20 protein-coding genes and 1 pseudogene are annotated in these 22,615 nt (G+C 55.8%); 12 read left to right on the forward strand and 9 right to left on the reverse strand.

Features of this window, described 5'->3' with window-relative positions; genetic code table 11:
- Positions 1-826 precede the first annotated feature (826 nt).
- Positions 827-1,348, forward strand: a complete 522-nt coding sequence (tsaA, locus tag AC5YUO_RS21515) for a tRNA (N6-threonylcarbamoyladenosine(37)-N6)-methyltransferase TrmO (protein ID WP_496155118.1) — start codon at positions 827-829, stop codon at positions 1,346-1,348.
- 17 nt (positions 1,349-1,365) lie between these two features.
- On the forward strand, positions 1,366-1,857 hold the full coding sequence (locus AC5YUO_RS21520; protein ID WP_496155119.1) for a GAF domain-containing protein: 492 nt from the start codon (positions 1,366-1,368) through the stop codon (positions 1,855-1,857).
- A 12-nt stretch (positions 1,858-1,869) separates the two neighbouring features.
- On the opposite strand, the gene AC5YUO_RS21525 is transcribed toward AC5YUO_RS21520, so the two are convergent.
- Both AC5YUO_RS21525 and AC5YUO_RS21530 read right to left on the reverse strand, forming a co-directional pair.
- Positions 1,870-2,079 carry a TOBE domain-containing protein gene (locus tag AC5YUO_RS21525; RefSeq protein WP_496155120.1) on the reverse strand — a complete coding sequence of 70 codons (210 nt, stop codon included), beginning with the start codon at positions 2,077-2,079 and terminating at the stop codon, positions 1,870-1,872.
- 133 nt (positions 2,080-2,212) lie between these two features.
- Complete coding sequence (locus AC5YUO_RS21530; protein WP_496155121.1) at positions 2,213-3,220, reverse strand: LysR family transcriptional regulator; 1,008 nt, start codon at positions 3,218-3,220, stop codon at positions 2,213-2,215.
- Positions 3,221-3,259: 39 nt separating this feature from the next.
- Between AC5YUO_RS21530 and AC5YUO_RS21535 the strand changes: the two genes are divergently transcribed.
- Positions 3,260-4,327, forward strand: a complete 1,068-nt coding sequence (locus AC5YUO_RS21535; RefSeq protein ID WP_496155122.1) for a Rieske 2Fe-2S domain-containing protein — start codon at positions 3,260-3,262, stop codon at positions 4,325-4,327.
- A gap of 10 nt (positions 4,328-4,337) precedes the next feature.
- Positions 4,338-5,294 (forward strand): PDR/VanB family oxidoreductase, encoded by a 957-nt coding sequence (locus AC5YUO_RS21540; RefSeq protein WP_496155123.1) that lies wholly within the window; start codon positions 4,338-4,340, stop codon positions 5,292-5,294.
- A 9-nt stretch (positions 5,295-5,303) separates the two neighbouring features.
- Here the strand turns inward: AC5YUO_RS21540 and AC5YUO_RS21545 are convergent, their stop codons facing one another.
- Positions 5,304-6,179 (reverse strand): LysR family transcriptional regulator, encoded by an 876-nt coding sequence (locus AC5YUO_RS21545; protein WP_496155124.1) that lies wholly within the window; start codon positions 6,177-6,179, stop codon positions 5,304-5,306.
- A 196-nt stretch (positions 6,180-6,375) separates the two neighbouring features.
- Here AC5YUO_RS21545 and AC5YUO_RS21550 point away from each other — a divergent pair, with 196 nt between their 5' ends.
- From AC5YUO_RS21550 to msrA, 5 genes are all read left to right on the forward strand, one after another.
- Positions 6,376-7,164: a class I SAM-dependent methyltransferase gene (locus tag AC5YUO_RS21550; protein WP_496155125.1), complete on the forward strand. Its 789-nt coding sequence runs from the start codon at positions 6,376-6,378 to the stop codon at positions 7,162-7,164.
- Positions 7,161-7,805, forward strand: coding sequence for a pyridoxine/pyridoxamine 5'-phosphate oxidase (locus AC5YUO_RS21555; protein WP_496155126.1), 645 nt, complete (start codon positions 7,161-7,163; stop codon positions 7,803-7,805). The genes AC5YUO_RS21550 and AC5YUO_RS21555 overlap by 4 nt, the downstream gene beginning before the upstream one ends.
- A 172-nt stretch (positions 7,806-7,977) precedes the next feature.
- Positions 7,978-8,466 (forward strand): peptide-methionine (R)-S-oxide reductase MsrB, encoded by a 489-nt coding sequence (msrB, locus tag AC5YUO_RS21560; RefSeq protein WP_496155127.1) that lies wholly within the window; start codon positions 7,978-7,980, stop codon positions 8,464-8,466.
- A gap of 18 nt (positions 8,467-8,484) precedes the next feature.
- Positions 8,485-10,296 (forward strand): cytochrome c biogenesis protein DipZ, encoded by a 1,812-nt coding sequence (locus AC5YUO_RS21565; RefSeq protein ID WP_496155128.1) that lies wholly within the window; start codon positions 8,485-8,487, stop codon positions 10,294-10,296.
- Between the two features lie 12 nt (positions 10,297-10,308).
- Positions 10,309-11,046 (forward strand): peptide-methionine (S)-S-oxide reductase MsrA, encoded by a 738-nt coding sequence (gene msrA / locus AC5YUO_RS21570; protein ID WP_496155129.1) that lies wholly within the window; start codon positions 10,309-10,311, stop codon positions 11,044-11,046.
- Between the two features lie 50 nt (positions 11,047-11,096).
- Here the strand turns inward: msrA and AC5YUO_RS21575 are convergent, their stop codons facing one another.
- The 6 genes and pseudogenes from AC5YUO_RS21575 to AC5YUO_RS21600 form a co-directional block, all read right to left on the reverse strand.
- Complete coding sequence (locus tag AC5YUO_RS21575) at positions 11,097-12,875, reverse strand: bifunctional protein-serine/threonine kinase/phosphatase (protein ID WP_496155130.1); 1,779 nt, start codon at positions 12,873-12,875, stop codon at positions 11,097-11,099.
- Between the two features lie 85 nt (positions 12,876-12,960).
- Positions 12,961-14,615: pseudogene (locus tag AC5YUO_RS21580) on the reverse strand (OFA family MFS transporter).
- A gap of 109 nt (positions 14,616-14,724) precedes the next feature.
- Positions 14,725-15,240, reverse strand: a complete 516-nt coding sequence (locus AC5YUO_RS21585; protein ID WP_496155131.1) for an HPP family protein — start codon at positions 15,238-15,240, stop codon at positions 14,725-14,727.
- A 56-nt stretch (positions 15,241-15,296) separates the two neighbouring features.
- Positions 15,297-16,502 (reverse strand): NAD-dependent formate dehydrogenase, encoded by a 1,206-nt coding sequence (locus AC5YUO_RS21590; protein ID WP_496155132.1) that lies wholly within the window; start codon positions 16,500-16,502, stop codon positions 15,297-15,299.
- A gap of 360 nt (positions 16,503-16,862) precedes the next feature.
- A complete protein-coding gene (locus AC5YUO_RS21595) occupies positions 16,863-17,810 on the reverse strand; it encodes a LysR family transcriptional regulator (RefSeq protein ID WP_496155133.1) in 948 nt (315 codons plus the stop codon).
- A gap of 148 nt (positions 17,811-17,958) precedes the next feature.
- The gene (locus AC5YUO_RS21600) at positions 17,959-18,879 is read right to left on the reverse strand and encodes a LysR family transcriptional regulator (protein ID WP_496155134.1); all 921 of its coding nucleotides are present in this window, start codon (positions 18,877-18,879) and stop codon (positions 17,959-17,961) included.
- A gap of 142 nt (positions 18,880-19,021) precedes the next feature.
- Between AC5YUO_RS21600 and AC5YUO_RS21605 the strand changes: the two genes are divergently transcribed.
- Genes AC5YUO_RS21605 through lysA form a run of 3 tightly spaced genes read left to right on the forward strand, consistent with a single transcriptional unit; the run spans position 19,022 to position 22,466 of the window.
- The gene (locus AC5YUO_RS21605) at positions 19,022-20,305 is read left to right on the forward strand and encodes a lysine N(6)-hydroxylase/L-ornithine N(5)-oxygenase family protein (protein WP_496155135.1); all 1,284 of its coding nucleotides are present in this window, start codon (positions 19,022-19,024) and stop codon (positions 20,303-20,305) included.
- Between the two features lie 2 nt (positions 20,306-20,307).
- The gene (locus AC5YUO_RS21610; protein ID WP_496155136.1) at positions 20,308-21,198 is read left to right on the forward strand and encodes a DMT family transporter; all 891 of its coding nucleotides are present in this window, start codon (positions 20,308-20,310) and stop codon (positions 21,196-21,198) included.
- Positions 21,195-22,466, forward strand: coding sequence for a diaminopimelate decarboxylase (gene lysA, locus AC5YUO_RS21615; RefSeq protein WP_496155137.1), 1,272 nt, complete (start codon positions 21,195-21,197; stop codon positions 22,464-22,466). Before AC5YUO_RS21610 ends, lysA begins: the two co-directional genes overlap by 4 nt.
- Positions 22,467-22,615: the final 149 nt, after the last annotated feature.

Raw genomic sequence — 22,615 nt, forward strand, 5'->3', positions numbered from 1 at the left:
CACACTTCCTGTTCGGGTCGGTTGTGGCGCTGAATGACCAAGCACTCTGGATGATTGCCGGCATGCGATGTTTCCGGTGGCACCATTACGAATAACGCAACCTTTGGAACCGTGAGGCTAAGTTCCGCCGGGATTTCACCAACACCACGGGTGCTGGTGCCAGTGCGATCATCAATGCTTGTAACATCTCAAATGCGGAATTAATCGCTTCCGTAACGAACACGTCTGGAGCCTTTACGAACAACTCCGGTGGCATGACTACTGGAACCACAACGGTTTCCGGCGGGGCCGACGTTGATGTTGCGGCAGTGGCTTCCTTCGCCAAATAACAACGGGTTAAATCAGTAATTCAGGGGCTACTGAAAGGTGTGACGATGCAACGCGATATCTTGTGGTGAGAGCGGGCATTGCCGCCAGTCTATCCAATTCTGCTCGTTTGACCCTTACCTATTCCGGTGAGTTTGCAAGGGATTTTTCAATCGAACGCAGCGGACGCGAACCTGTCGCTCAATTTTAATCAGATACAAGTCGCGGCTTTTAGCTTTGTGTATGGCCCCATAACTTCTTGGACATGATCGCTCCCACCTGAAGTGAAGAAGGATCTCAAGTCAGCAGATAAATTCAATGGTGTGAGGCGGCTTCACTGTCTTGAACTGTTGGCCCTATACGCGAAAATCAGATGGAAAAGTGCCTTTGCAACACAACAATTGCAGACGCCGGAATTAACGAGGGACAATTTATAGCATTGATGTCGTGATTGGCGGTGATGGAGGATGCTACACACCGGTCTGCTCACCAAAGCAATTTTTATCTAGGGAGTCGCAACATGGTGCGTGAAAATGAAGTCCGTTTGAATGAGGTGGCTGTTGAAGCGCCGGAACCTGTTGATGCAGGACTGGTCTATATTGGCCGTATCACAAGCCCATGGACCTCGCGAATGGAAGCGCCACGACAGGGCCGCCATGACGGCCCGGTTTGCGTCATCGAAATATTCGAGCCGTGGGTGGCGGCCCTCAACGGGATTGAGAAATTCGAGCGACTGGAGGTTCTCTACTGGCTTGATCGTTCCCGTCGCGATCTTGTCCTGCAAAGCCCTGCCTCCAATGGCGACGTGCATGGTACCTTTTCAATCCGCTCGCCGGTACGGCCAAATCCCATCGGCACGTCTATTGTCGTTCTGGAGAAGGTTGAAGGAGCAAAACTGTTTGTCCGTGGTATGGACTGCCTTGACGGAACGCCGCTTATCGATTTGAAACCGGACAGAACATTGTTCAAGCCGATCGCGCCAGCGCAGAAAGGCGATTTCGAAACTGGCGATGGGCACGCATTGCCAGAATGCTTAAAGTGACTGATGGGGCAGATGTGATGTTTACGACAAAAGCAATTGAAAACACCGATAAGGCATCGTTCTACAGGGAACTAGCCAGCCAGCTTGAATGCCTCCTGCATGGTGAGCGTGATTTTATCGCCAACGCCGCTAATTTTTCAGCGCTTGTTTTTAATCTCATGCCAGACCTCAACTGGGCAGGGTTCTATTTCCTGAAACAACAGGACGAACTTGTCCTCGGTCCGTTTCAGGGCAAGGTCGCCTGCGTGCGTATTCCGGTCGGTAAGGGCGTATGCGGAACTGCTGTTGCTGAAGCAAAGACGCAGCTTGTGCCGGATGTTCACGCGTTTCCGGGTCATATCGCCTGCGATGCTGCCTCGCGATCCGAGCTCGTGGTGCCACTTATCACAAATGGGCGCATCATCGGTGTGTTTGATCTCGACAGCCCGCTGCCCGGCCGCTTCGACTTGGAAGATCAGGCAGGTTTCAAGGCACTCACCGCGCTCTATGTCGCAGCAAGCGACTTCTGATCCCTCCTGCCTTTAATCCACGGCAACCATGACGTCAGATGCTTTGACGACTGCATAGGCATCGCCCCCGACGGCCAATTCCAGTTCGTCCACGGCTTCGTTGGTGATTGAAGACGTGATGACAATACCATTGCCGATGTCGATACGGACATGCGCAGTGGTTGCCCCTTTGGTGACTTCAACGATTTTACCTTTCAAACGATTGCGGGCGCTGATCTTCATGGATTTTCTCCTGCTGGCTGGACACAAAAAATGTCATAGCAGGCAACTATCGCCAGAGGCAAAAGCTTCCGTTTACAGCAAGACGAAACCCAGAGGTCGCGCTGCCTCTGGCAAGTGCTGCGGCTCTCTGTGCTCATTGCGTGTTTGGGGGCAAAGAGCCTTTGGGAATATTAGCAGTCCACGATTCCTGCTCTTCGATTGCGGCAATAAACAGCGCCGTCGCGCTGGAGACCTGTTCGTGGCGCGCATGACAGAGTGCAAGCGTTGGCGTTCGCAAGGCTGTGTCGGACAAGGGAACGAAAGCCAGGCTGTCATCAGCTACTTCTGCGACGACATCGAGCAGGCTCAAGACCGTGATGCCGCCTCCCTGTACGACCAGAGACTTGATCATCGCGATATTGTTTGACGCGAGCGCTGCATCGACCCTCAGGCCGCTCGCTATTTCGAGCACCCGGAACAGGTCGGCAACCTCCAGCGGTTCGGCGGGCCTGATAACGGCGTGCTGCGCCAGATTGCTGAAACGAAGGCTACTTCTGTCAGCGAGTGTGTGCCCTTTCGGCAAGACGATGCCAACCGGGATTTCACGGAAGGCTCTGACGACAATCTCTCGTGATGATTGAGGGTTTAGCAGCAAGCCGATGTCGAATTCTCCGCGTGCAACGGCCTGTCCGATATCGTCGTTTGGCATGACGCTGACCTCCAGCGCAATGCCCGGATATTTCTCCCGCATACCAGCGATGACCTGCGGCAGGAAACCATGCACGGTCGCTTCGATCACGGCTAACCTTACAAGACCCCGGCGAAGGCCTGACAGATCGTTGATCTGCTCGCGAATTCTCGAAAAGTCACGCTGCCAGTCGAGAGCGCCGCGTAGGAACAGTTCGCCCGCCGCGGTCAGCCGCATTCCGCTTGGAAGGCGGCTGAAGAGCGGAACACCAAGGCTTTCTTCGGCAGAAAGTATCTGCCTGTCGATTGCCGAGGCCGATACGTTCAGATGTTCGGACGCCTTCCGAACCGATCCAAGTCTCGCGACCTCGATAAAATAGGTCATCATCCGGGAGAAGGGCTGCATCGGGCGTTCTCTTTTTTGCAATGGATCATGCGAAACATGATGTTTGAAGTTTACGCTTACGTCCAGCATCGATGTGTCCATAAAGATATATCGAAAGGATCGCTTGCCATGAACGTCCAGACAGTCCCTGCACCTTCCATTCCATCCGATCTGCCACGCAACTGTTCCTTCGATGCCGACGACTGGCGTATTCTCGCACGGCACTGGTACGCCGTGGCGCTTGTCCGGGATGTGGAGGAGAGGGGCCTGGTCGATGCGGTACTGCTCGATGAGAAGCTGGTGGTCTACAAGGTCGGTGATGAGATCGTGGTCGCCAACGACATCTGCACGCATCGCGGTGTACCTTTGACCATGGGATCGAACGAAGATCGCAAGGGTGTACGCTGTCCTTATCACGGACTTCAGTTCGGCGCCGGTGGGAAATGCGTCAAGGTTCCGGCGCATCCAGACAACGCCATTCCCTCAAAGCTCCATTTGCGAACCTACCCCGTCGTGTTGCGCTATGATCTTGTCTGGACTTGCCTGCGCCCTGAAGAGGGGGCAGATGCCGCGAAAGTGCCGTTCATGCCCCATTGGGATGAAGCAGGCTTTCAGCAAATCAACTGTCCCTCCTTCGATATCGCCGGTTTCGCCGGGCGACAGGTCGAGGGCTTTCTCGATGTCGCGCACTTCGCCTTCATTCACACCGAAACCTTCGCCGATCCCGACAACCCGGTCGTCCCGGCTTATGAAACGAAGCCGACGGATGTTGGCTTTGACGCGGAGTATTACAGCACCGTCGGCAACTACCCGCATGGAAAGCAGGATGAGACGCCGAACGACTATATGTGGCTGCGCCACTTCCGCGCCCATTTGCCGTTCACAGCACATCTGACAGTGCATTTTCCCGATGGCGGCCGCCTGTCGATCCTGAATGCGGCCTCACCCGTTTCCGCACGCAAGACCCGCCTGTTCGTGCCGATTGCTCGCAACTTCGATACGGAGCGCCCTGTACAGGAAGTTTATGACTTCAATCTCAAGGTCTTCAAGGAAGATGCGGAAATGGTGGAGCAGCAGAAGCCGGAGAACCTGCCGCTCGATCCCCGCATGGAAGCCCATATTCCAGCCGATCGAAGCTCCATCAACTACCGGCGAGGCTTGCGCGATATGGGCCTCAGCCATTTCTTCATTTCGTGAGGCGAAGCCTATGGAGCTGATGGTTTCCGCGATCCGTATCAACGGCGACGACAATTTGGATATTGAATTCACTGATCCGAAAGGTACTGAGCTCCCGCCATTTACGGCAGGCGCCCATATCGATATCCGTACGCCGGGAGGGCAGTTGCGGCAATACTCGCTTTGTGGGCCGGTCGAAGATCGCCGCGCCTATGTGATTTGTGTCCGCCGGGACGAAAGTTCACGGGGAGGTTCGCGCTCGCTGCATCAGGACCTACGCGTCCGACAGAAGGTCGAGGTATCGAACCCACGTAATCTCTTCAATCTGCCTGAGGCAGGGCGGTACATCCTGTTTTCCGCTGGTATCGGCATCACTCCGATCATCGCCATGGCCCGCACACTTGTCGAGCGTGATGTTAAGCTTGAGTTGCACCATTACGAGCGCAGCAGATCACGGATCGCATTCCTAAAGGAGTTATTGGAAGGGGGGCTGGGTAATGTGACCACCCTTCATCTGAGCGAGGAAGGCAAGAGTTTTCGCGCAGGCGGCCCGTCCTGCTTGTCCGAGGTCGATGAAGATGCCGTAGTGCTCGCCTGCGGGCCAAACGGGTTTCTCGATCTTTTGTCCGACCGCCTGAAGGCTGCTGGCTGGGGCGATCATCAGTTTCATTGCGAGCGCTTCGAGGCCGGGCCGGTTGCAAGCGCGCCAAGTGACAACAGCGCGGGGTTTGAGGTTAAAATTGCATCATCGCAACAGTCATTCATGATCGGACCAGACCAGACGATTGCCAATGTCTTATTGGCCGCGGGCATTCCCATTGATCTATCCTGTGAGCAGGGAATGTGCGGCGCCTGCGTTACCCGGGTTCTCGAAGGCGATCCTGAGCATCGTGACATCGTCTTGAGTGCGGCGGAGCAGGCGGCGGGTGACCAGATGACGATATGTTGCTCCCGGTCGCGCTCTTCCGTGCTTGTTCTCGACCTGTAGGTGCGGTTGTCAGTCGGGAGGAGAGGCTGCTGGATCGCAATGCAAGAATTGTTCAGCCTCGGCTTTCAGCCAATCGCAGAAAAGGCTGGATTTTCGATTGCGCCGCGCGCGACGTAACGCGACATATTGGTGACCGCTGTCCACGAACCCGAACGGAGCTACCAACCGCCCGGCTTTAATATCGTCTGTGACGTAGGGCCACGGCGCGACGCTGATGCCGAGACCGGCTCTTGCAGCTTCCAGCATGAAGTAGAAATGCTCGTAGTCCACTTTGGGGCCGTTCGGTGATGTGTGGCCGGAACGTCCGATCCAGTTTTCCCAAGCCTTCGGGCGTGTCCTTGTGTGGAGTTGGGGTATTCCGTCAAGGCCACCCCGCCGATCACCGGCAAGCGCCGGGGCCAAGACCGCTCCGGTTTGCTCAGGGAAAAGCGGGATGACGTCCGCTCCCGCAGGCCAGGGTGGATCGCCCACCCTTATGGCAACGTCGAAGCCGTCCCGATCAAAATCGACCGGTCGCGAAGACGCCGTCAATCGAACCTCTATCGAAGGGTGATCGGCCTGGAAGCGGTAAAGACGTGGGATAAGCCAGCGCATCGTGAAGGTGCCGGGGCATGAGACGTCAAGTGGGCCATCCTCCGTGTCGGAAACGGCACGTACCGAAGCGTCGATCTGATCGAAGGCAACGCCGAGGCCAGCGAGAAGCACTGAGCCGGCTTCCGTCAGCCGCAACCTGTTCTTCGGTCCTTCAAAAAGCGGTACGCCGATGAGATCCTGCAAATGCTGTATCTGCCTGCTGATCGCGCTATGCGTGACATTCAGCTCGTCAGCGGCAAGCGTCATCCGCCCGTGACGTCCGGCGGCTTCAAATGCACGAAGCGCATTCATGGATGGTATACGTCGAGCCATGTGCGTTTTATGAACATCAAGTGTTCGATCTGATCGATTTTCATTCGATGGATAATGCCGTTTTATAGCGATGTCGAGAGCCGATTTTGATGATGAGGAACATAGCTATCTCTAGGCAGTAGCTATTGGCTGAGACGGGCGTGCCTTCCCAACGAGACAGAATGGAGTAAATTTCATGGACGAACGACATCAGGATGGCAGCGCCGGAGATGCGAATTACGGCGTCATCGGGCAGGGTTATGTGAATTATCGCCAGCCGGATCCGCATATTGCGAACGTTATCCTCACCGCACTTGGCGACGCCAGGCGCGTCCTCAACGTCGGTGCGGGTGCGGGGTCTTATGAACCGTTTGATCGCAACGTTATTGCGGTGGAGCCATCGGCCTCCATGCGCGCGCAGCGGCCGGATCATCTGCCAAAAGCGATCGATGCAACGGCGGAAAAATTGCCGTTTGAAGACGGGGCGTTCGATGCCAGCATGGCGACCTTTAGCGTGCACCAGTGGTCGGACCTCAAGGCCGGGCTTGCCGAGATGCGCCGCGTCACCAAAGGACCAGTGCTTATACTCTCGTGCGATCCGGGCGAACTGCAGCACTCCTGGTTGCATGACTACGCCCCGGAAATGATCGAGGTGGAGGCGCGGCGCTATCCTGACCTGTCGGTCATTTCCCGAGCGCTTGGCGGTGCAGTCGAGATTCTTCCCGTGCCAATACCGCTCGGCTGCGTCGATGGTTTTAGTGAAGCCTACTACGGGCGGCCCGAGCGATTGCTGGAGCCCGGTGCGCGACTTGCGAATTCAGCCTGGAGCTTCGTCGACAAGAGCATTGGGGAGCGCTTCGTCATCGATCTTGCCCGTGACCTTGCTAACGGAAGCTGGGATGAGCGCTACGGCACCCTTCGCACGCAGCCGTTTTTCGAAGGGTCCTTGCGTTTGATCGTAGCAAGGCCGGAGGACGGTCGATGAAAGACGAACTCCGCACGTTGAAGTCTTTGGCGGGTCCCTTGCCGGATTTCGACATCAGGCATGCGCAGGACGACCCTCGTGATCTGTTTGTGGAATGGCTTCGGACGGCCATCAATGCCGGTATTCGGGAGCCGCATGCCATGACGCTCTCCACTGTCGATGGAAAGGGCCGTCCGGATGCTCGTGTCCTGATTCTGAAGAATGCCGATGAGCGCGGCTGGTATTTCGCGTCAACCTCGATTGGACCAAAGGGCCGTCAGATTGCCGAAAATCCATACGCAGCGCTAACATTCTGTTGGCCTGCACTGGGCCGTCAGATCAGGATTCGAGGTGGGGTTATTCGCGCGGACGATGAGGAAAGTGCTGCCGATTTTCGGGAGAGATCGGCAGGCGCGCGCGCTGTTGCGCTCACGGGCCAGCAGAGCGACGTGCTCAAGGCGAGACAGGATTTTGATGAAGCCATAACAGCGCAGACCACCCGGTTAGCTGATGATCCTGGCACGGCCGCACCGCATTGGTGGCTTTTTATCGTTGTCGCGGATGAAGTCGAATTCTGGCAAGGCCGGGAAGGTCGACGCCACCAGCGACTTCGCTATCGGCGGCACAGAGAGAACTGGGCGCGTGAGGAGCTTTGGCCCTGACCGGATGAGCGTAGACGCGAAGACCCGGCTTCACGTTTTGGTGTATTTATTTCGTCACCTGTAACTTCTGCGGCACTTCTACCGTATGTGTTGGAGAATGGATATATTCAAATGAATATATCGCTAGGCCAGTACGGTGTGTCTGTCGATGCGGCGTACAAGGAGGAGTGAAATGGTGAGCAGACGTCTATTCCTAGCAAGTGCTGCGCTTGGCGCGGTAGGCCTTCGCCTCGGTCTCTTCTCTGGGGATGCCAATGCGGCAGAGAGCTTTGCAATCTCGCATACGGATGCTGAATGGCGGAAACTTCTGACCGCCGACCAGTACGCAGTTCTGCGGCAAGAGGGGACGGAGCGTCCGTTCACCAGTCCTCTGCTCAATGAGCACGGCAAGGGCAACTTCGCCTGTGCCGGTTGCGATCAGAACGCCTTTTCATCGACCACCAAGTTCGAGAGCGGCACGGGTTGGCCGAGCTTCTGGAAGCCTCTGGACGGAGCCATCGGAACCACGACCGACAATTCTCTCGGCATGGCTCGTACCGAAGTGCATTGCAGTCGGTGCGGAGGGCATTTCGGCCATGTTTTTGACGATGGCCCCAAGCCAACGGGCCTCCGGTACTGCATGAACGGCATCGCCTTGAAGTTTCATCCGGCTGTGGCCTGAACGATTGAGGACAAGATAATGCTCCTCTTTCTCATTGCTTATCTCGGCGGTGTGCTGACGATCATCAGCCCCTGCATCCTGCCTGTCCTGCCCTTTGTGTTCGCTCGAGCTGGTCAACCATTCCTCAAGAGTACGTTGCCGATGCTGGTCGGCATGGCGGCGACATTTGCAGCCGTGGCGTCGCTTGCGGCTCTCGGCGGCGGCTGGGCGGTGCAGGCCAACGAATATGGGCGTTATGCCGCCCTGGTACTGCTTGCGGTGTTCGGTCTTTTCCTTCTATTTCCGCCAGTCGCGGACCATCTGACTAGACCCATCGTTGCACTCGGTGCGCGCTTGTCACAATCGGCAGACAAGGAAAGCCGAAACGGCGGCTCTACCGTCGTCTCATCATTGCTACTCGGTGTTGCTACGGGCCTGTTGTGGGCACCATGCGCCGGCCCCGTTCTCGGTCTGATCCTTACGGGCGCGGCACTTCAGGGGGCAAGTGTTGGAACCACGTTCCTACTTCTTGCCTATGCGCTTGGTGCGGCAACGTCGCTGGCGTTGGCTTTGTTGATCGGTGGTAGGGTCTACCAGGCCATGAGACGGTCGCTCGGTATAGGCGAATGGGTGCGACGTGGTGTTGGCGTCGCGGTGCTGGTGGCTGTTGTCGCAATCGGTCTGGGCCTCGACACCGGTTTCCTGACGCAGGCCTCGCTGGCCAGCACGGCGTCGCTAGAGCAGGGCCTGATCGACAAATTCAAACCTCAGGAACAGAAAGAATCCTCTTCCATTGTCATGAGCAAGAATGATGGTGGCGCGATGCTGATGAGCGGCGCAAATGCCATGATGATGCAGGCCAAACCACAAAAAGCAACCGACGTGCTACCGGTTGAAGCCACCGTGGCGTCTCTTGATGGCGCTGTCCAGTGGCTGAATTCCCCACCTCTTTCAATGCAGGGCCTCAAAGGCAAGGTGGTTCTTGTCGATTTCTGGACCTATTCCTGCATCAACTGCATCCGCGCCATTCCCTATGTCAAAGCGTGGGCGGAAAAATACAAGGATCAGGGGCTGGTGGTCATCGGTGTCCATGCACCCGAGTTTGCCTTCGAGAAGAAAGTATCGAATGTTGAAAAGGCGATCAGCGATCTCGGCATTACCTATCCAGTCGCCATCGACAACGATTATGCGATCTGGCGGGTTTTCGACAACCAGTACTGGCCGGCGCATTATTTCATCGATGCAGAGGGGCGTGTCCGCCATCATCATTTCGGAGAAGGTGAGTACGCGCAGTCTGAAAAGGTTATTCAGGATTTGCTGGCCGAGGCTGGACGCAAGAATGTTTCTGGAGACGTTGTCGAGGTGAAGGCAAGTGGCGCGCAGGCCGCTTCCGACCAGAACAACGTTCAGTCTCCCGAAACCTATGTCGGCTGGCAGCGTTCCGAGAATTTCGTCGATGCGAAGGGTGCCGTTCACGATTTGCCGTACGATTACGTGGCTGCAACACCTCGGCTGAACGAGTGGAGCCTGTCTGGTAACTGGACCGTCGGCGCGGAAAACGCCAACTTGAACGCCGGAGACGGCAGCATCTATTATCGCTTCCATGCCCGTGACCTGCATCTTGTGCTTGGTCCGGGCGCCGATGGCAAACCGGTACGCTTTCAGGTGACGATCGACGGCAAGGCGCCGGGAGAGAGCCACGGCATGGACACCGATGCCGAAGGCAATGGCACGGTGACCGAGGAACGGCTTTACCAGCTCGTCCGCGAAGCCGGACCTGTTGGAGAACACACGTTCGAAATCCGCTTCAAGGACCCCGGTGTTCAGGCTTTTGCATTCACATTCGGCTGAAAGGAGATCGAAATGAAACGTCAATCAAACGAGTGGACCGCAAAGCAAACCTGCTTTCGACCCCTCGCGGCGATTTCCGCGATAACGTTGTTCTTCGCCGTTGCAGGCGTTGGCGTGACCGCCTCTGCCGCGGAAGAGCCACGCGTCATTCCAGCTCCGATTCAGGACGAGCAGGCGTCATCAGGAACGCAGACTGCGGTTTTCGCCGGTGGATGTTTCTGGGGCGTGCAGGGCGTTTTCCAGCATGTGAAGGGCGTCGTCAGCGCGACCTCTGGTTATGCCGGTGGTTCAAAGAGCTCGGCGCAATATGAAACCGTCAGTTCAGGATCAACCGGACACGCAGAATCGGTGCGGGTCGTCTTTGACCCGAAAGTTGTCAGTTACGGTCATTTGATGCAGATCTATTTTTCGGTGGCTCACGACCCGACTCAACTCAATCGCCAAGGCCCGGATCAGGGTACGCAGTACCGGTCGGCAATTTTTCCGCAGTCCGATGAGCAGGCGAAACTGGCGAAAGCCTATATTTTGCAGCTCAATCAGGCACGCGTCTATAACGCTGCCATCGTCACCAGAATCGAGCCGGGCAGGGAGTTCTTTCCTGCCGAGGCCTATCATCAGGACTTTCTGACGAATAATCCGACTTATCCGTATATCGTAATCAACGATCTGCCGAAGATCGATAATCTTAAGCGGATATTCCCGAAGGATTACCGTGCAGAGCCGGTGCTTGTGGCGCAAAAGAGCAATTAGCTTTTCACCGGTGGCGAGCGCTATCGATGAACCTTGTGTCTCCGCTCTCGTCAGCGAAGCGTTGTCTGGCTGCGAAGGTCAACCACGATGATACTCGCATTGTCTGGCGCCCCGGCGTCAAGTGCGGCCTCAATAATAGCATCGGCTGCGTCTTGGGCAGAAATGGAACTAAGAAGAAGCTCATAGATATCTTGTGTGGTAAGAACGTCGGACAAGCCATCGGAACCAAGGACTATGAAAATCTCATTGGCCTGTCGTTCAAGCAGGACTATTTCCGGTTCCTGGCTTATGGCCGTCCCATATGAAGTCAGGCCGAGCGCTCTTGAGAGGGCGATACCACCCAAATGATTTTTCTCGGGACTAAAGGTCCGAAACGGTCCCCATGGCACCAACTCTCCGCTATCAAGCATTCGTTGCTCGCGGCGGACTTCTGCTCCGCAAGCGGTAAGACGGATGGCTTCATCATTTCGATCCGGATGGTGTGCCCGGATGAGTGAAAGTGCTTCGGGTTCCACATCCTCAGACGGCGTTCTGAAGAGCCAGGCGGGAGAATCACCAAGCCAGGCAATCAACAATTCGTTTTTATGAGCGAGGAGAACGGTGGCCGTGCTGCCACTTTGTTGACCGGCCTCCAAACGCCGCAACGTTGCCTGTGTACGGGAGAATACGTCTCTGATCGCAGTTGCGTTGTCTACGCAGGCCCGATCAAGCTTGTTAGCAATGGTCAGCGGAACTTGCCAGGATGCCAGTTCGCTTATGGCCGAGCCACGGAGACCGTCAAAAACCCCGCAAATCAGTGTATCGCCGGTGCTGACAATGGATGACGCGTCTTCCATTGTTCTACGCACCCTGCCGATCGTCGCCGCAACGCCAAGTGCATCGATCGGCTTTGATGTCTGGCAGGTTTCATACACCTTTCGAAATGTTCGATGGGGACCTGAAACTGGCTTCAGTGTTTGAAGGATTTCCGTGAATTCAGGGCGTGAAGCCGGATCGGTGGCCCAGCATCTTTCGGCAAGCCGTCGAAGGTCGTCATCTTGATCCCGCCAGACCGGGCGATACGTTTCATTGACAACTTTGCTGGCGAATTCGGCACGGGGCAATGAACCAGGCATTCCCGTCGCTACGTTGCTATACGGTCTTGCTCCATCGTGCATCACCTCGAACATTAGAATCCCAAAGGCATAGATATCGACACGCCGATCATACTCTTTCCCCGCCAACAGTTCGGGAGCCATATGAAAAAGCGATCCAACTGGCTCGGTGAGGACCAGACCCTCTGGTAACAGCACACTCCGATCGAAATCGGAGACCTTGGCCCAAAGGTTACACGAAACCGCAGTTTCGTAATCTGCATCCTCGAACATCAGAATATTCTCAGCCTTGAGGTCACGATGCACCACGCCAGTTGAGTGGATCTGAGCCATAGTCCCGGCGATCTGTGCCAGAATAATTTGGGCGTGTTCTCTATCGATGACGACAACTTCTTCGCGACCGTTGCAACGAAGTGCCGTTTCAAGCGATCCCATACCTGAGCGCTCCATCACGCGAACCAGATGGTCTGCTGTCGCCGAGACGCCTTCCAGTCGAACAATTCCCGACAGGTTGGTGATACGATTGAAAACCGAATAGATTTCAATTTCGCTGCGTGCGAGGGATGAGTTTTCCCATGGGGTAAATTTGTAAAGAAGCGATGGAGTGGCGTTTGGTGCGACGATGATCGTTCCGTTGGGGAGCTTGCGTCCAACAGGCTCCGGTATCTCCGGTATCCAGGGTATATCCAGAAGCTTGTTCGATTCTAAGGGGCCTAGTGAAACGAAATGCGACATTGGAATTGCTCTTGAGTGGAAAATGGCTGGCCGCCTTATTAGTGAAAAAAGAAGAAGGCTTGGCGGCCAGCACGGTCCTGCCGTGTCACCTGAACAATGCAGCAGTGGTCCGCAGCGTCGTCCAGATGCCCCAAAGCAGCGGGAAACCAACAACTGCCCAGGCGAGAGCCGCCGTCAAATCGAAACGGTCTCGATCTATACCGAATGAACCATTTTGTACTCCCGTCTTCCTGGCTTTGGCTTGAAGAGCATCAACTTCCTCGCTGGACATGAACCACTTCTTGTCCAGCGGACGCACAAGCGCATTGGCCAAAAGACCGATCGCAAGGAAACCCGCCAGGATGTACATCGTATAGTCGTAGACCTGAGCCCGCGGCACGCCAGCGGAAATCTGCGCTTCGCGGATGTAGTTGACCACGACCGGCCCGACTATCCCTGCGGTTGCCCATGCGGTCAGAAGCCGCCCATGAATTGCGCCCACGAACTGAGTGCCGAAGATGTCTGCCAGGTATGCGGGAACGGTTGCAAAGCCGCCGCCATACATTGACAGAATCACAGCGAAAATCGCCACGAACAGAAGCTGGCTGCCCATGTGTGCGGCTGACGGTGCCAAGGCATAGAGTGCGATCCCGAGGGCAAAGAATATGAATAGGTATTCTTACGTCCAAGCCGATCAGATGCCGACGCCCACACAATTCTCCCGCCGATATTAAACAGTGACAGCAGGCCAGCGAAGCCCGCCGCGACCGCGGCGATGTCGGCCACCTGTTCGCGTGACAGGTCGGTGAAGGTCAGCCTGGGCTGTCCGATCAAGCGTCCGGCGAAAATTTCCTGCAGCATGGGCGATGCCATGCCAATGACCCCTATACCTGCGGAAACGTTCATGCAGAGCACCAGCCATATGAGCCAGAATTGTTTTGTCTTGTGGGCATCGCGCAGATGCACATGTCCTTTTGTAATCATGGTGGCCGCCTTCGCCGCGGGCGCAGACCAGCCTTCGGGGTTCCAACCCGCAGGCGGAACCCGGTAACCGAAGGCGCCGCAGATCATGAAGACGAAGTAGATTGCCGCCATTACTAGGAATGTCTGCCAGACGCCGACCGATGTTGGCGTGGCGAACCACCCCATCAGAAGATTTGCCAGGGGCGCACCGATCATGGCTCCGCCGCCGAATCCCATGATCGCCATTCCCGTTGCCATTCCGCGACGGTCCGGGAACCACTTGATCAACGTAGATACCGGCGAGATATACCCCAAACCCAATCCAATACCGCCGATGAAACCGGATCCGATCCACATCAGCCAGAGTTGATGTGTCATAACGCCGAAAGCGCTCAGTACCATCCCGCCGCACCAGCAAACCGCTGCCACGATTCCCGCTTTGCGTGGGCCGGCCGTCTCAAGCCAGCCGCCCCAGATGGCTGCGGAAGATCCTAGAAGTACGAAGAACAAGGTGTATATCCAGCCGAGATCAGCGACACGCCAGTCGCAGCTCGTGGTGAAAAGCATGGTAACGAGGCTCATACTTTCGCAAACTATCGGACCGCTCCCGCCAAGCGAGCGAGACAGCGGTAGCCAGAATACGGAGAATCCGTAGGCCATGCCGATGCAAAGGTGGATGGCGAGTGCTGCTGGTGGTACAAGCCATCGATTGAAACTTGGCTTTGCTATGGTTCTTTCGCGAGACAGCAGGGAGAAGACACCTTCTTCCTGCTGCCAACTTTCCTGAGCGGTCGACATGCTTCCTCCTCATTTGGCGACGTTCGCCAAGTTAGCGGGATGTCATCAACAGGCCTCCTCTTGCCGCTGGTGATGTCCCGAAATGCGGATCTTCCGCCCGCTCCGCCTTTCAGGCGGGGTAGGCCCTCCTTGAAACAAACCGATGATAAAGCCACGCAATGACAACGAGGGTGATGGTTCCGGCGAGGATCGGTGTGGCCAGAAATGTCCATCCCGCACCGGCGAGAATAACGACTAGCGGGTCTCCACCGGCCGGTGGATGCAGGGTTCCTGTGAATTGCATGACGGCAATGGCGAGACCGACACCTATCCCCATCGCGATGACGCCGTTGCCGATCAGGGTCAGCACCAGCAGGCCGACGAAAGCCGACAAAAAATGACCGCCTATCACGTTGCGTGGTCTAGCAAGCGGGCTTTGCGGGATGGCGAAAAGGAGCACGCAGCTCGCGCCGAACGGTGCAATGAGCAGAGCGTAGTGAAGACCTTCAGTCAGCCCGGCGAGAAGCCAGATGGCGATAGTGCCACCAAGGCCGGAAACAAGAGCCGGTACGGTGTTTTTCGTCGTATGCAGCAAGAAGGTTTCCATCGGCGAGATGGCCTTCGCGGTATCTGTATCCGGGGACATTCATAACTCCAGATGAAATTGGCCCGCGCAAATCGTGTCCGCGCGGGCCTGGATTATTAGTTGACCTTCTTGAATTTGGCGGCCTCTTCGGAGCCACCGGTCGCATTGCCTTTTGAGTAGGAATGGGCACCGGTACCAGCAAGTCCACCGCCCTGGACAATCAGGTATTCGTCGCGGATCGGTCGACCTTCAAAGTAGCATTCAAGGATCTCCCTCGTGCCGGCCGCATAGCGCGTCTGAGCCGAAAGAGATGTGCCCGAAATATGCGGCGTCATTCCATGGTGGGGCATTGTGCGCCATGGGTGGTCCTGCGGCGCAGGTTGCGGGAACCAGACGTCGCCCGCATAGCCTGCAAGCTGGCCTGACTCCAGTGCGCGGGCAATCGAGTCGCGATCGCAAAGCTTGCCACGGGCCGTATTGACCAGATAGGCGCCACGCTTGAACAGCTTCAGAGTCTGGTCATTGATCATGTGCTCTGTTTCAGGATGGAGGGGGCAATTGAGCGTGACTACGTCGCAAGCCGCGTAGAGTTCTTCACGGGTGGCATGCCAGGTCAGGTTCAACTCCTTTTCGACTGCATCAGGCAGCCGGTGACGATCATTGTAGTGAAGATGAACATCGAAGGGCTTCAGAAGGCGTAAGACGCGCAGGCCGATACGGCCGGCGGCCACCGTGCCGACATGCATGCCTTCCACATCGTAGGAACGTGCCACGCAATCGGCGATATTCCATCCACCCTTAATGACCCAGTTATAGGATGGAATGTAATTTCGCACGAGACCGAGGATCATCATCACCACATGCTCGGCAACTGAATTCGAGTTGCAATAGGTGACTTCCGCGACGGTGATATTGCGATCGATCGCGGCCTGAAGATCGACGTGGTCGGAACCGATACCGGCGGTCAGAGCGAGCTTAAGTTTCGGTGCCTTGGCGATACGCTCGGCCGTCAGATAGGCAGGCCAGAACGGTTGGGATATAACGACTTCCGCATCGGCGAGATGCTTTTCAAGTTCAGAATTCGGCCCATCTTTCGATGATGTTACTACCAGTTCGTGGCCTTGTGATTCCAGATATTTGCGCAGGCCAAGTTCGCCGGAAACGGAGCCCAGAAGCGTACCGGGCTTGAAGTCGATGGCCTTTGGTGTCGGCAGTGTCTGACCGTCAGGGTACTTGTCGAGCTTGGGAAGATCGTCTCGCGCATATGAGGTGGTATAACCGTCAATGGGATCGTCGTAGAGAACGCAAACAACTTTGGCCATGAAACTTCCTTTCTGTCGTTGAGACAGCCAGATACCCTCCCGAGCGCTCTCTGGGCGCGACGGATTCTCAAACCTGAAACGTATGTCAGGCAAACCTCGCCTGACGGCGGGGAATATGGTCGGGCTTCCTCCCTGGATGCCTCGGTTTAATGAGGTGCCTTCTCAGGCGAGGGCACCATGCACCGGTGGAGAGGGGCCATCCAATGGAAGTTTTTTACGAATCGATAGGTAGAATCAATGAAGATGCAGCGCAGCAATAGGTGTACCCAATCAATTCAGTACGTTCGGGTGCCAATCACGTTACTCTTCGCAAAGCAAAATCCTTGAAACAATATCTTGCTCGCAACTGCACATTTGCCGTTATGCCATGTTCGTACCGTTTTCGGACTTAGTGCGTCTGGACATCATCTCGAATCGTTGTTCTATTTGAGCTTTCCCGGCACATTCCTGAAGTGCTAACGCGATCGGCGACTGTGGTAGCCGGTCTGCCAGGACAAGGCCTATGGTTTGCTGATGAACAGGTTCGATCATATCCAGCAAAACGAGATCGTCCGCTCCGCCGAAAACGAAACCGAAGGTGTGGGGCACTATCGCGCACCAGAAGCCCAGTCGTAAGTGAGATGCCACCCCAAGGAAGGAGTTACTGACCACCTTTGGTTTGAGATCTAGCCCCGCACTAGCTGCAATTCCGTTCAGGATCCTGCGGTTTTGCATGTCGTCAGAGAGGAGGCAGAGTGGTTCCTTCACAGCCTTTGCCCAAGTCACTGTCCCTTCCTCCGCGAAGGGATGATCGTTCCGGCAAGCGAATACGTAACGCTCATGATAAAGCGGGAAACGGCGGACATGCTCGAGCGGTTCATTGTCCAGATAAGTAATGCCGCCGTCTACCTCGAAGTTTTCCAACGACCTTTCGATAACGCGCGACGACATGGATCGAATTTCGATCTGCACGAGAGGATTTTGCTCCTCAAACTGGTGAGAAAGAAACGAAACTGATGGCATGGCCGCCGGAATAACACCAAGCCGCAGCGTTCCGGTCAGTCCTCCTTTCGTGTCGCCATTCAGATCATCATGGAGGCTCTCATAGTCCGAGAGGATTTGGCGACCCCAGTGAAGAACCTTTTCGCCTTCCGGCGTCAATGAGACGAACCGGTGCCCTCTGATGATGAGCGCCAGATCCAGGTCTTCCTCGATCTTTCTAATGGCTTGCGACAGCGTAGGTTGGGTGACACGGCACAGTTCCGCAGCACGCCCGAAATGCTGTTCCTCAGCGAGAGTAACGAAGAACTTCAAATGCCTGATCAACATGCTACACCCCCTCAACCGATATATTCCTTGAAATATATCGGTTGAGGGTTCAAGCCTTGTCACTCAGCATTTACACAGTCCGTCGCGTAAAATCGTTCTTTCAGTTCGTACAAAGGCGAACGAACAGGCGGCCTCCCAAGCCGCACTATCAAGGCTCGGTGGCAACTCTGATCCGATTAGCCACAGTTATTGCATGTTGCTCCAGAACATCGCTGAATTCATTGACCAGTGGAGACGGCGGTCGGTGGATGGGGCGGGCAATGTGGACAGAAAACGGGATCGACACCGAAAACTGCCGGATATGAACGCCGTTTGCCGCGTAATCCAGCGCGGTCAGAGGATTGACGATAGCGACACCTGTTCCTTCGCGCACCATCGCGCAAATCGAGGCTGCGCTATGTGTTTCGACGACCATGCGCCGGCGTACTTCGGTTTCCCGGAATATCTGATCGATCTGTTGACGGTAGTTGTCGGTCGCCGACAGACTGACGAACGGTTGCCCCTCAAAATCCTCGGGCACCAAGGTGGTCTTTTCTGCTAGGGGGTGCGATTCCGGCAGCACGCAAACTTCATCAAGTGTCAGAAGCGTTTTTGTTTCGGTCCCCTGAGGCGCTATGCCAGTTTCCGTGAGGCCGAAATCGTAGCGCTGGGCCGAGAGCCACTCCTCCAGCAACGGAGACTCCTGCGGCGTGATGGTAACACCCACCTGCGGAAAGCGCTCAAGAAACATTTTGCACACTGGCGGCAACAACGTCTGCGAAAAGACCGGCAGGCTGATGATCGAGAGCTGGCCATCCTCGAACTGCCGCAACGACATGGCCGCATTCACAATCCGGTCAAGCCCGAAATAGGATCGTTGAACTTCCTCGAACAGTTGAAGTGCGTGAGCGGTTGGCCGCAGCCGTCCACGCACACGCTCGAACAGCCTGATCTGCAAGAGGTCTTCAAAGCGTGCAAGTTCCCGGCTCACGGTCGGCTGTGAGGTGTTCAGCATTCGTGCCGCTTCGGTTATGCCGCCTGCGGTTATGATAGCCCTGAAGATTTCGACGTGCCGGAGCGTGACATTCATTGGTTTTCGCCGTTAAGCCATATCAGATATGAATGAATAAGAAAAATATCAGTATTTTTATTATGTCGGGCTTTGTGGTGAAACTGCAAGCGAAGATTGCAGGCGAATAAATCCATTCATTGAAACAAGGTTCGATTTTTCCATGGAACACATATGCTATGATGTCGCAGGCGTTGGCGCTGGTCCCTTCAACCTGAGCATTGCTGCCCTGCTGCACCCATTAAAGGAAGTCCGCAGCAGGTTTTTTGAACGCCAGCAGCAATATTCCTGGCATCCGGGAATGCTGCTGCCCAATACCACGATCCAAAACAGCTTTCTCAAGGATCTGGTGAGCTTTGCCGATCCGACGAACCCCTTTTCGTTTCTCGCTTTCCTTCATGCGAAGAAGCGGCTTTATGAATATGTGAACGCTGGCTTCCCTCGTACCTCGCGCGTCGAGTTCAACCAGTACCTGCAATGGGTCGCTCGCCAGCTTCCTTCTGTCCAATGGGGGCAGAGTGTTGAAGTCATTGATCGGCACGAAGCAGGCTTCCGCATCATCACCAACGAGGCCACCTGCATTACCCGTAATCTTGTAGTGGGTACGGGTCCTTCGCCGTCTGTCCCGGCCATGGCCGAGGGGCTCATCGGAAATCACGTTTTCCATAGCAGCCGCTATATGTTCAACAAGGACAATCTTTCGGGCAAGCGCGTTGCTGTCATCGGTGGTGGCCAGAGCGGTGCGGAAATCGTGCTCGATCTCATCAACAGAGGTGTATCGCCTTGCGAAATCCATTGGATAAGCGCCCGCCGCGGCATTGCGCCGCTGGACGAGTCTCACTTTGCCAATGAATGGTATACGCCAGCCTATATCGAATATTTTCATGGTCTTCAGGCTTCGAAGAAGGCGGAGCTACTGGAGCAGCACCGGCTGTCGAGCGATGGTATTTCACCAGAAACCATCGAGGCGCTTTACCAGACGCTGTATCGCCTGAGGTTTCTCGAAAGTGGCACGTCCTGCCGCGTGATGCATTCCCGCATTGTCCGGAACATCCGTGCCTCGCAGAGCTGCTACAATCTTGATATCACTCATCTCGATACTGATCAGACGGAAACAATCACGGTTGACGGCATCGTTCTTGCCACCGGCTACAGGCAAAAGACCTTGCCCGAGGCTCTTGAGAGCGTTGCCGATGGTATCCGGTTCTCAAACGGGAATCCGGTCGTCAATCTGGACTTCTCCCTGAACTACGATGGTCCCGGAAAAATATTCGTCGTCAATGCCTCCAGAGCAAGCCATGGAGTTGCGGAGCCTAACCTCTCGTTGAGTGCGTGGCGAGCCGCGACGATCATCAATTCGGTTCTCGGTCGTGAACACTATGTCTCGCCGCAATCAGATTCAGTGCTCGACCTTCCGGGCGACACCTTCTTGGCAGGAGCCGCCTGATCATGCCTCCTCTCTATATGCTTTATCTGCTGGCGGCGGCCTTCCTGTGGGGTACATCTTTCGTCGCGGGAAAGTTCGCGATTGGCATGGCCGATGCCCCGCTTGTGGTGCTCATCCGTTTCATGCTCGCGGCGGTTTTCTGGCTACCGGTTTTCTTTCCAGCACTCCAGGCACTTCCCCGCGCCAGGCTTGGCAGCCTGATGGTTCTGGCTTTCCTGATGATCCCTGCGACCTTTCTGTTACAGTTTATCGGTCTGCACTACACAACTGCCGCCAGTGCGGCAGTCATGATCGGCTTCGAACCATTGATGTTTGTCCTGGTCGGATGGCTTCTTTGGGGTGAACGTCTGACTGCGATCAACCTCACCTTCGGAGGACTTGCACTGACCGGTGTCCTGCTCGTCATGGGCTGGCCGCAGGGAGCCCAATTTGCCGGATGCGCCCTTGTTCTGCTATCGACGGCAGTGGTCGCTATCTGGGTTCGCTGGTCAAAGCCCTGGATGAATGAAGTAGGTGTGAAGCACTTTACGGCGTTGACGACTGTCATCGGGACCATCCTGCTTGTGCCTTTCACAGCCTTTCTCACAACCAGTTGGGATGTGAGGTGGTCGGGAGAGGGCGTCATGGCGCTCCTCTATCTAGGCATTGGATGTAGCCTTGCTGCCGGATGGTGTTGGAACAAGGGCATGGAGGCAGCGAATGCGAATTCGGGCGGACTGTTCCTTGCGCTTGAACCCGTGTTCGGGGTCGGTGTGGCTGCATTGCTGCTGGGTGAAACACTCGGACCGGTCGCCATCGGTGGAGCTTGCCTCGTTATCCTGCCGGTCATCCTGTCTTCAATCCTTCCATGGCTGCGCGCGCGGCCAGTAACCACAGGACAATCTGCGTCATGAACAACATTCCTGAAAATCTCCTGGCCCGCCTTGCAAATGAGCATTCTACACCTCTGTGGGTCTATGATGCGCCGATTATCCGTGATCGGATAAAGCAACTCGGTGCCTTTGATGTGGTTCGCTACGCCCAGAAGGCATGTTCCAACATTCACATCCTATCACTCATGCGCGAGGCGGGCGTACATGTCGATGCTGTCTCGCTGGGGGAAATCGAGCGGGCGCAACGCGCAGGTTTCTCTACGGGCCGTACCGGAAGCGGTGCCGCAGGCATCGTTTACACCGCCGATATCTTCGACCGTCCGACACTTCGCTATATTGTGAAGAACGGGATAGAAGTAAATGTTGGATCAACCGACATGCTGCACCAGCTCGGAGAAATTTCGCCCGGTCACCGCGTCTGGCTGAGGATCAATCCCGGTTTCGGCCATGGTCACAGCAAAAAGACCAATACCGGCGGCGAAAGCAGCAAGCACGGTATCTGGCACAGTGAACTGCGCGAGGCGGTGGAACTTGTGGGGCGCTACCGTCTGCATCTTGTCGGACTGCATCTCCATATCGGTTCAGGCGTCGACTACGCTCATCTTGAGCGGGTATGTGGCGCCATGACCAGCCTGCTGCAGGAACTGGATCACGATTTCGAGGCGATCTCGGCGGGTGGCGGGCTTTCCGTACCGTATCGCGAGTGTGAACGGCCGATAGACATTGGGCATTATTTCAGTCTTTGGGATGATGTTCGCAAGAAGGCTGAAGAGAAGCTCGGCCATGCCGTGCGCTTGGAAATCGAGCCGGGGCGTTTCCTTGTGGCGGAAGCCGGGTTGTTGATCTCCGAGGTTCGCGCCACGAAGCAGGTTGGCAGCAATCACTTCACGCTTGTCGACGCAGGGTTCAATGACCTGATGCGACCAGCGCTATACGGCAGTTATCATGCGATCTCCGTGCTGCCAGGTGATGGTCGCTCATTGAGCAATTCCGACGCTCGACCGACAGTCGTCGCAGGCCCGCTATGTGAATCCGGCGACGTTTTCACGCAGGGGCCAGAAGGGGTAGTTGAAACGAGAGCGCTTCCAGCGGCAAAGGTCGGAGACTTCCTGATTTTTCATAACACTGGAGCGTACGGAGCGTCGATGTCATCGAACTATAACAGCCGCCTTCACGCTACTGAATATCTCATTGACGGCGCAGCCTCACGTGTCGTCCGCCACAGACAGACATTCGATGAGCTTGTCGAACGTGAAATGTCGGCGATTTGTATCGAGAAAGCCGCCTGAAAAAGACATTGAGAGTGGCATAGCTAAATCGCTTACACATTTCGCCATGACGTTTGATTTTGAATGACTATACGCCCGCTGATGACGCGGGCGTTTTTTGTATTCTGCGGTCAGCAGGCATGCTGGCAGAGGAACTCTACCTCACGAAG

The organism is Agrobacterium sp. LEGMi-208b, assembly GCF_059511785.1.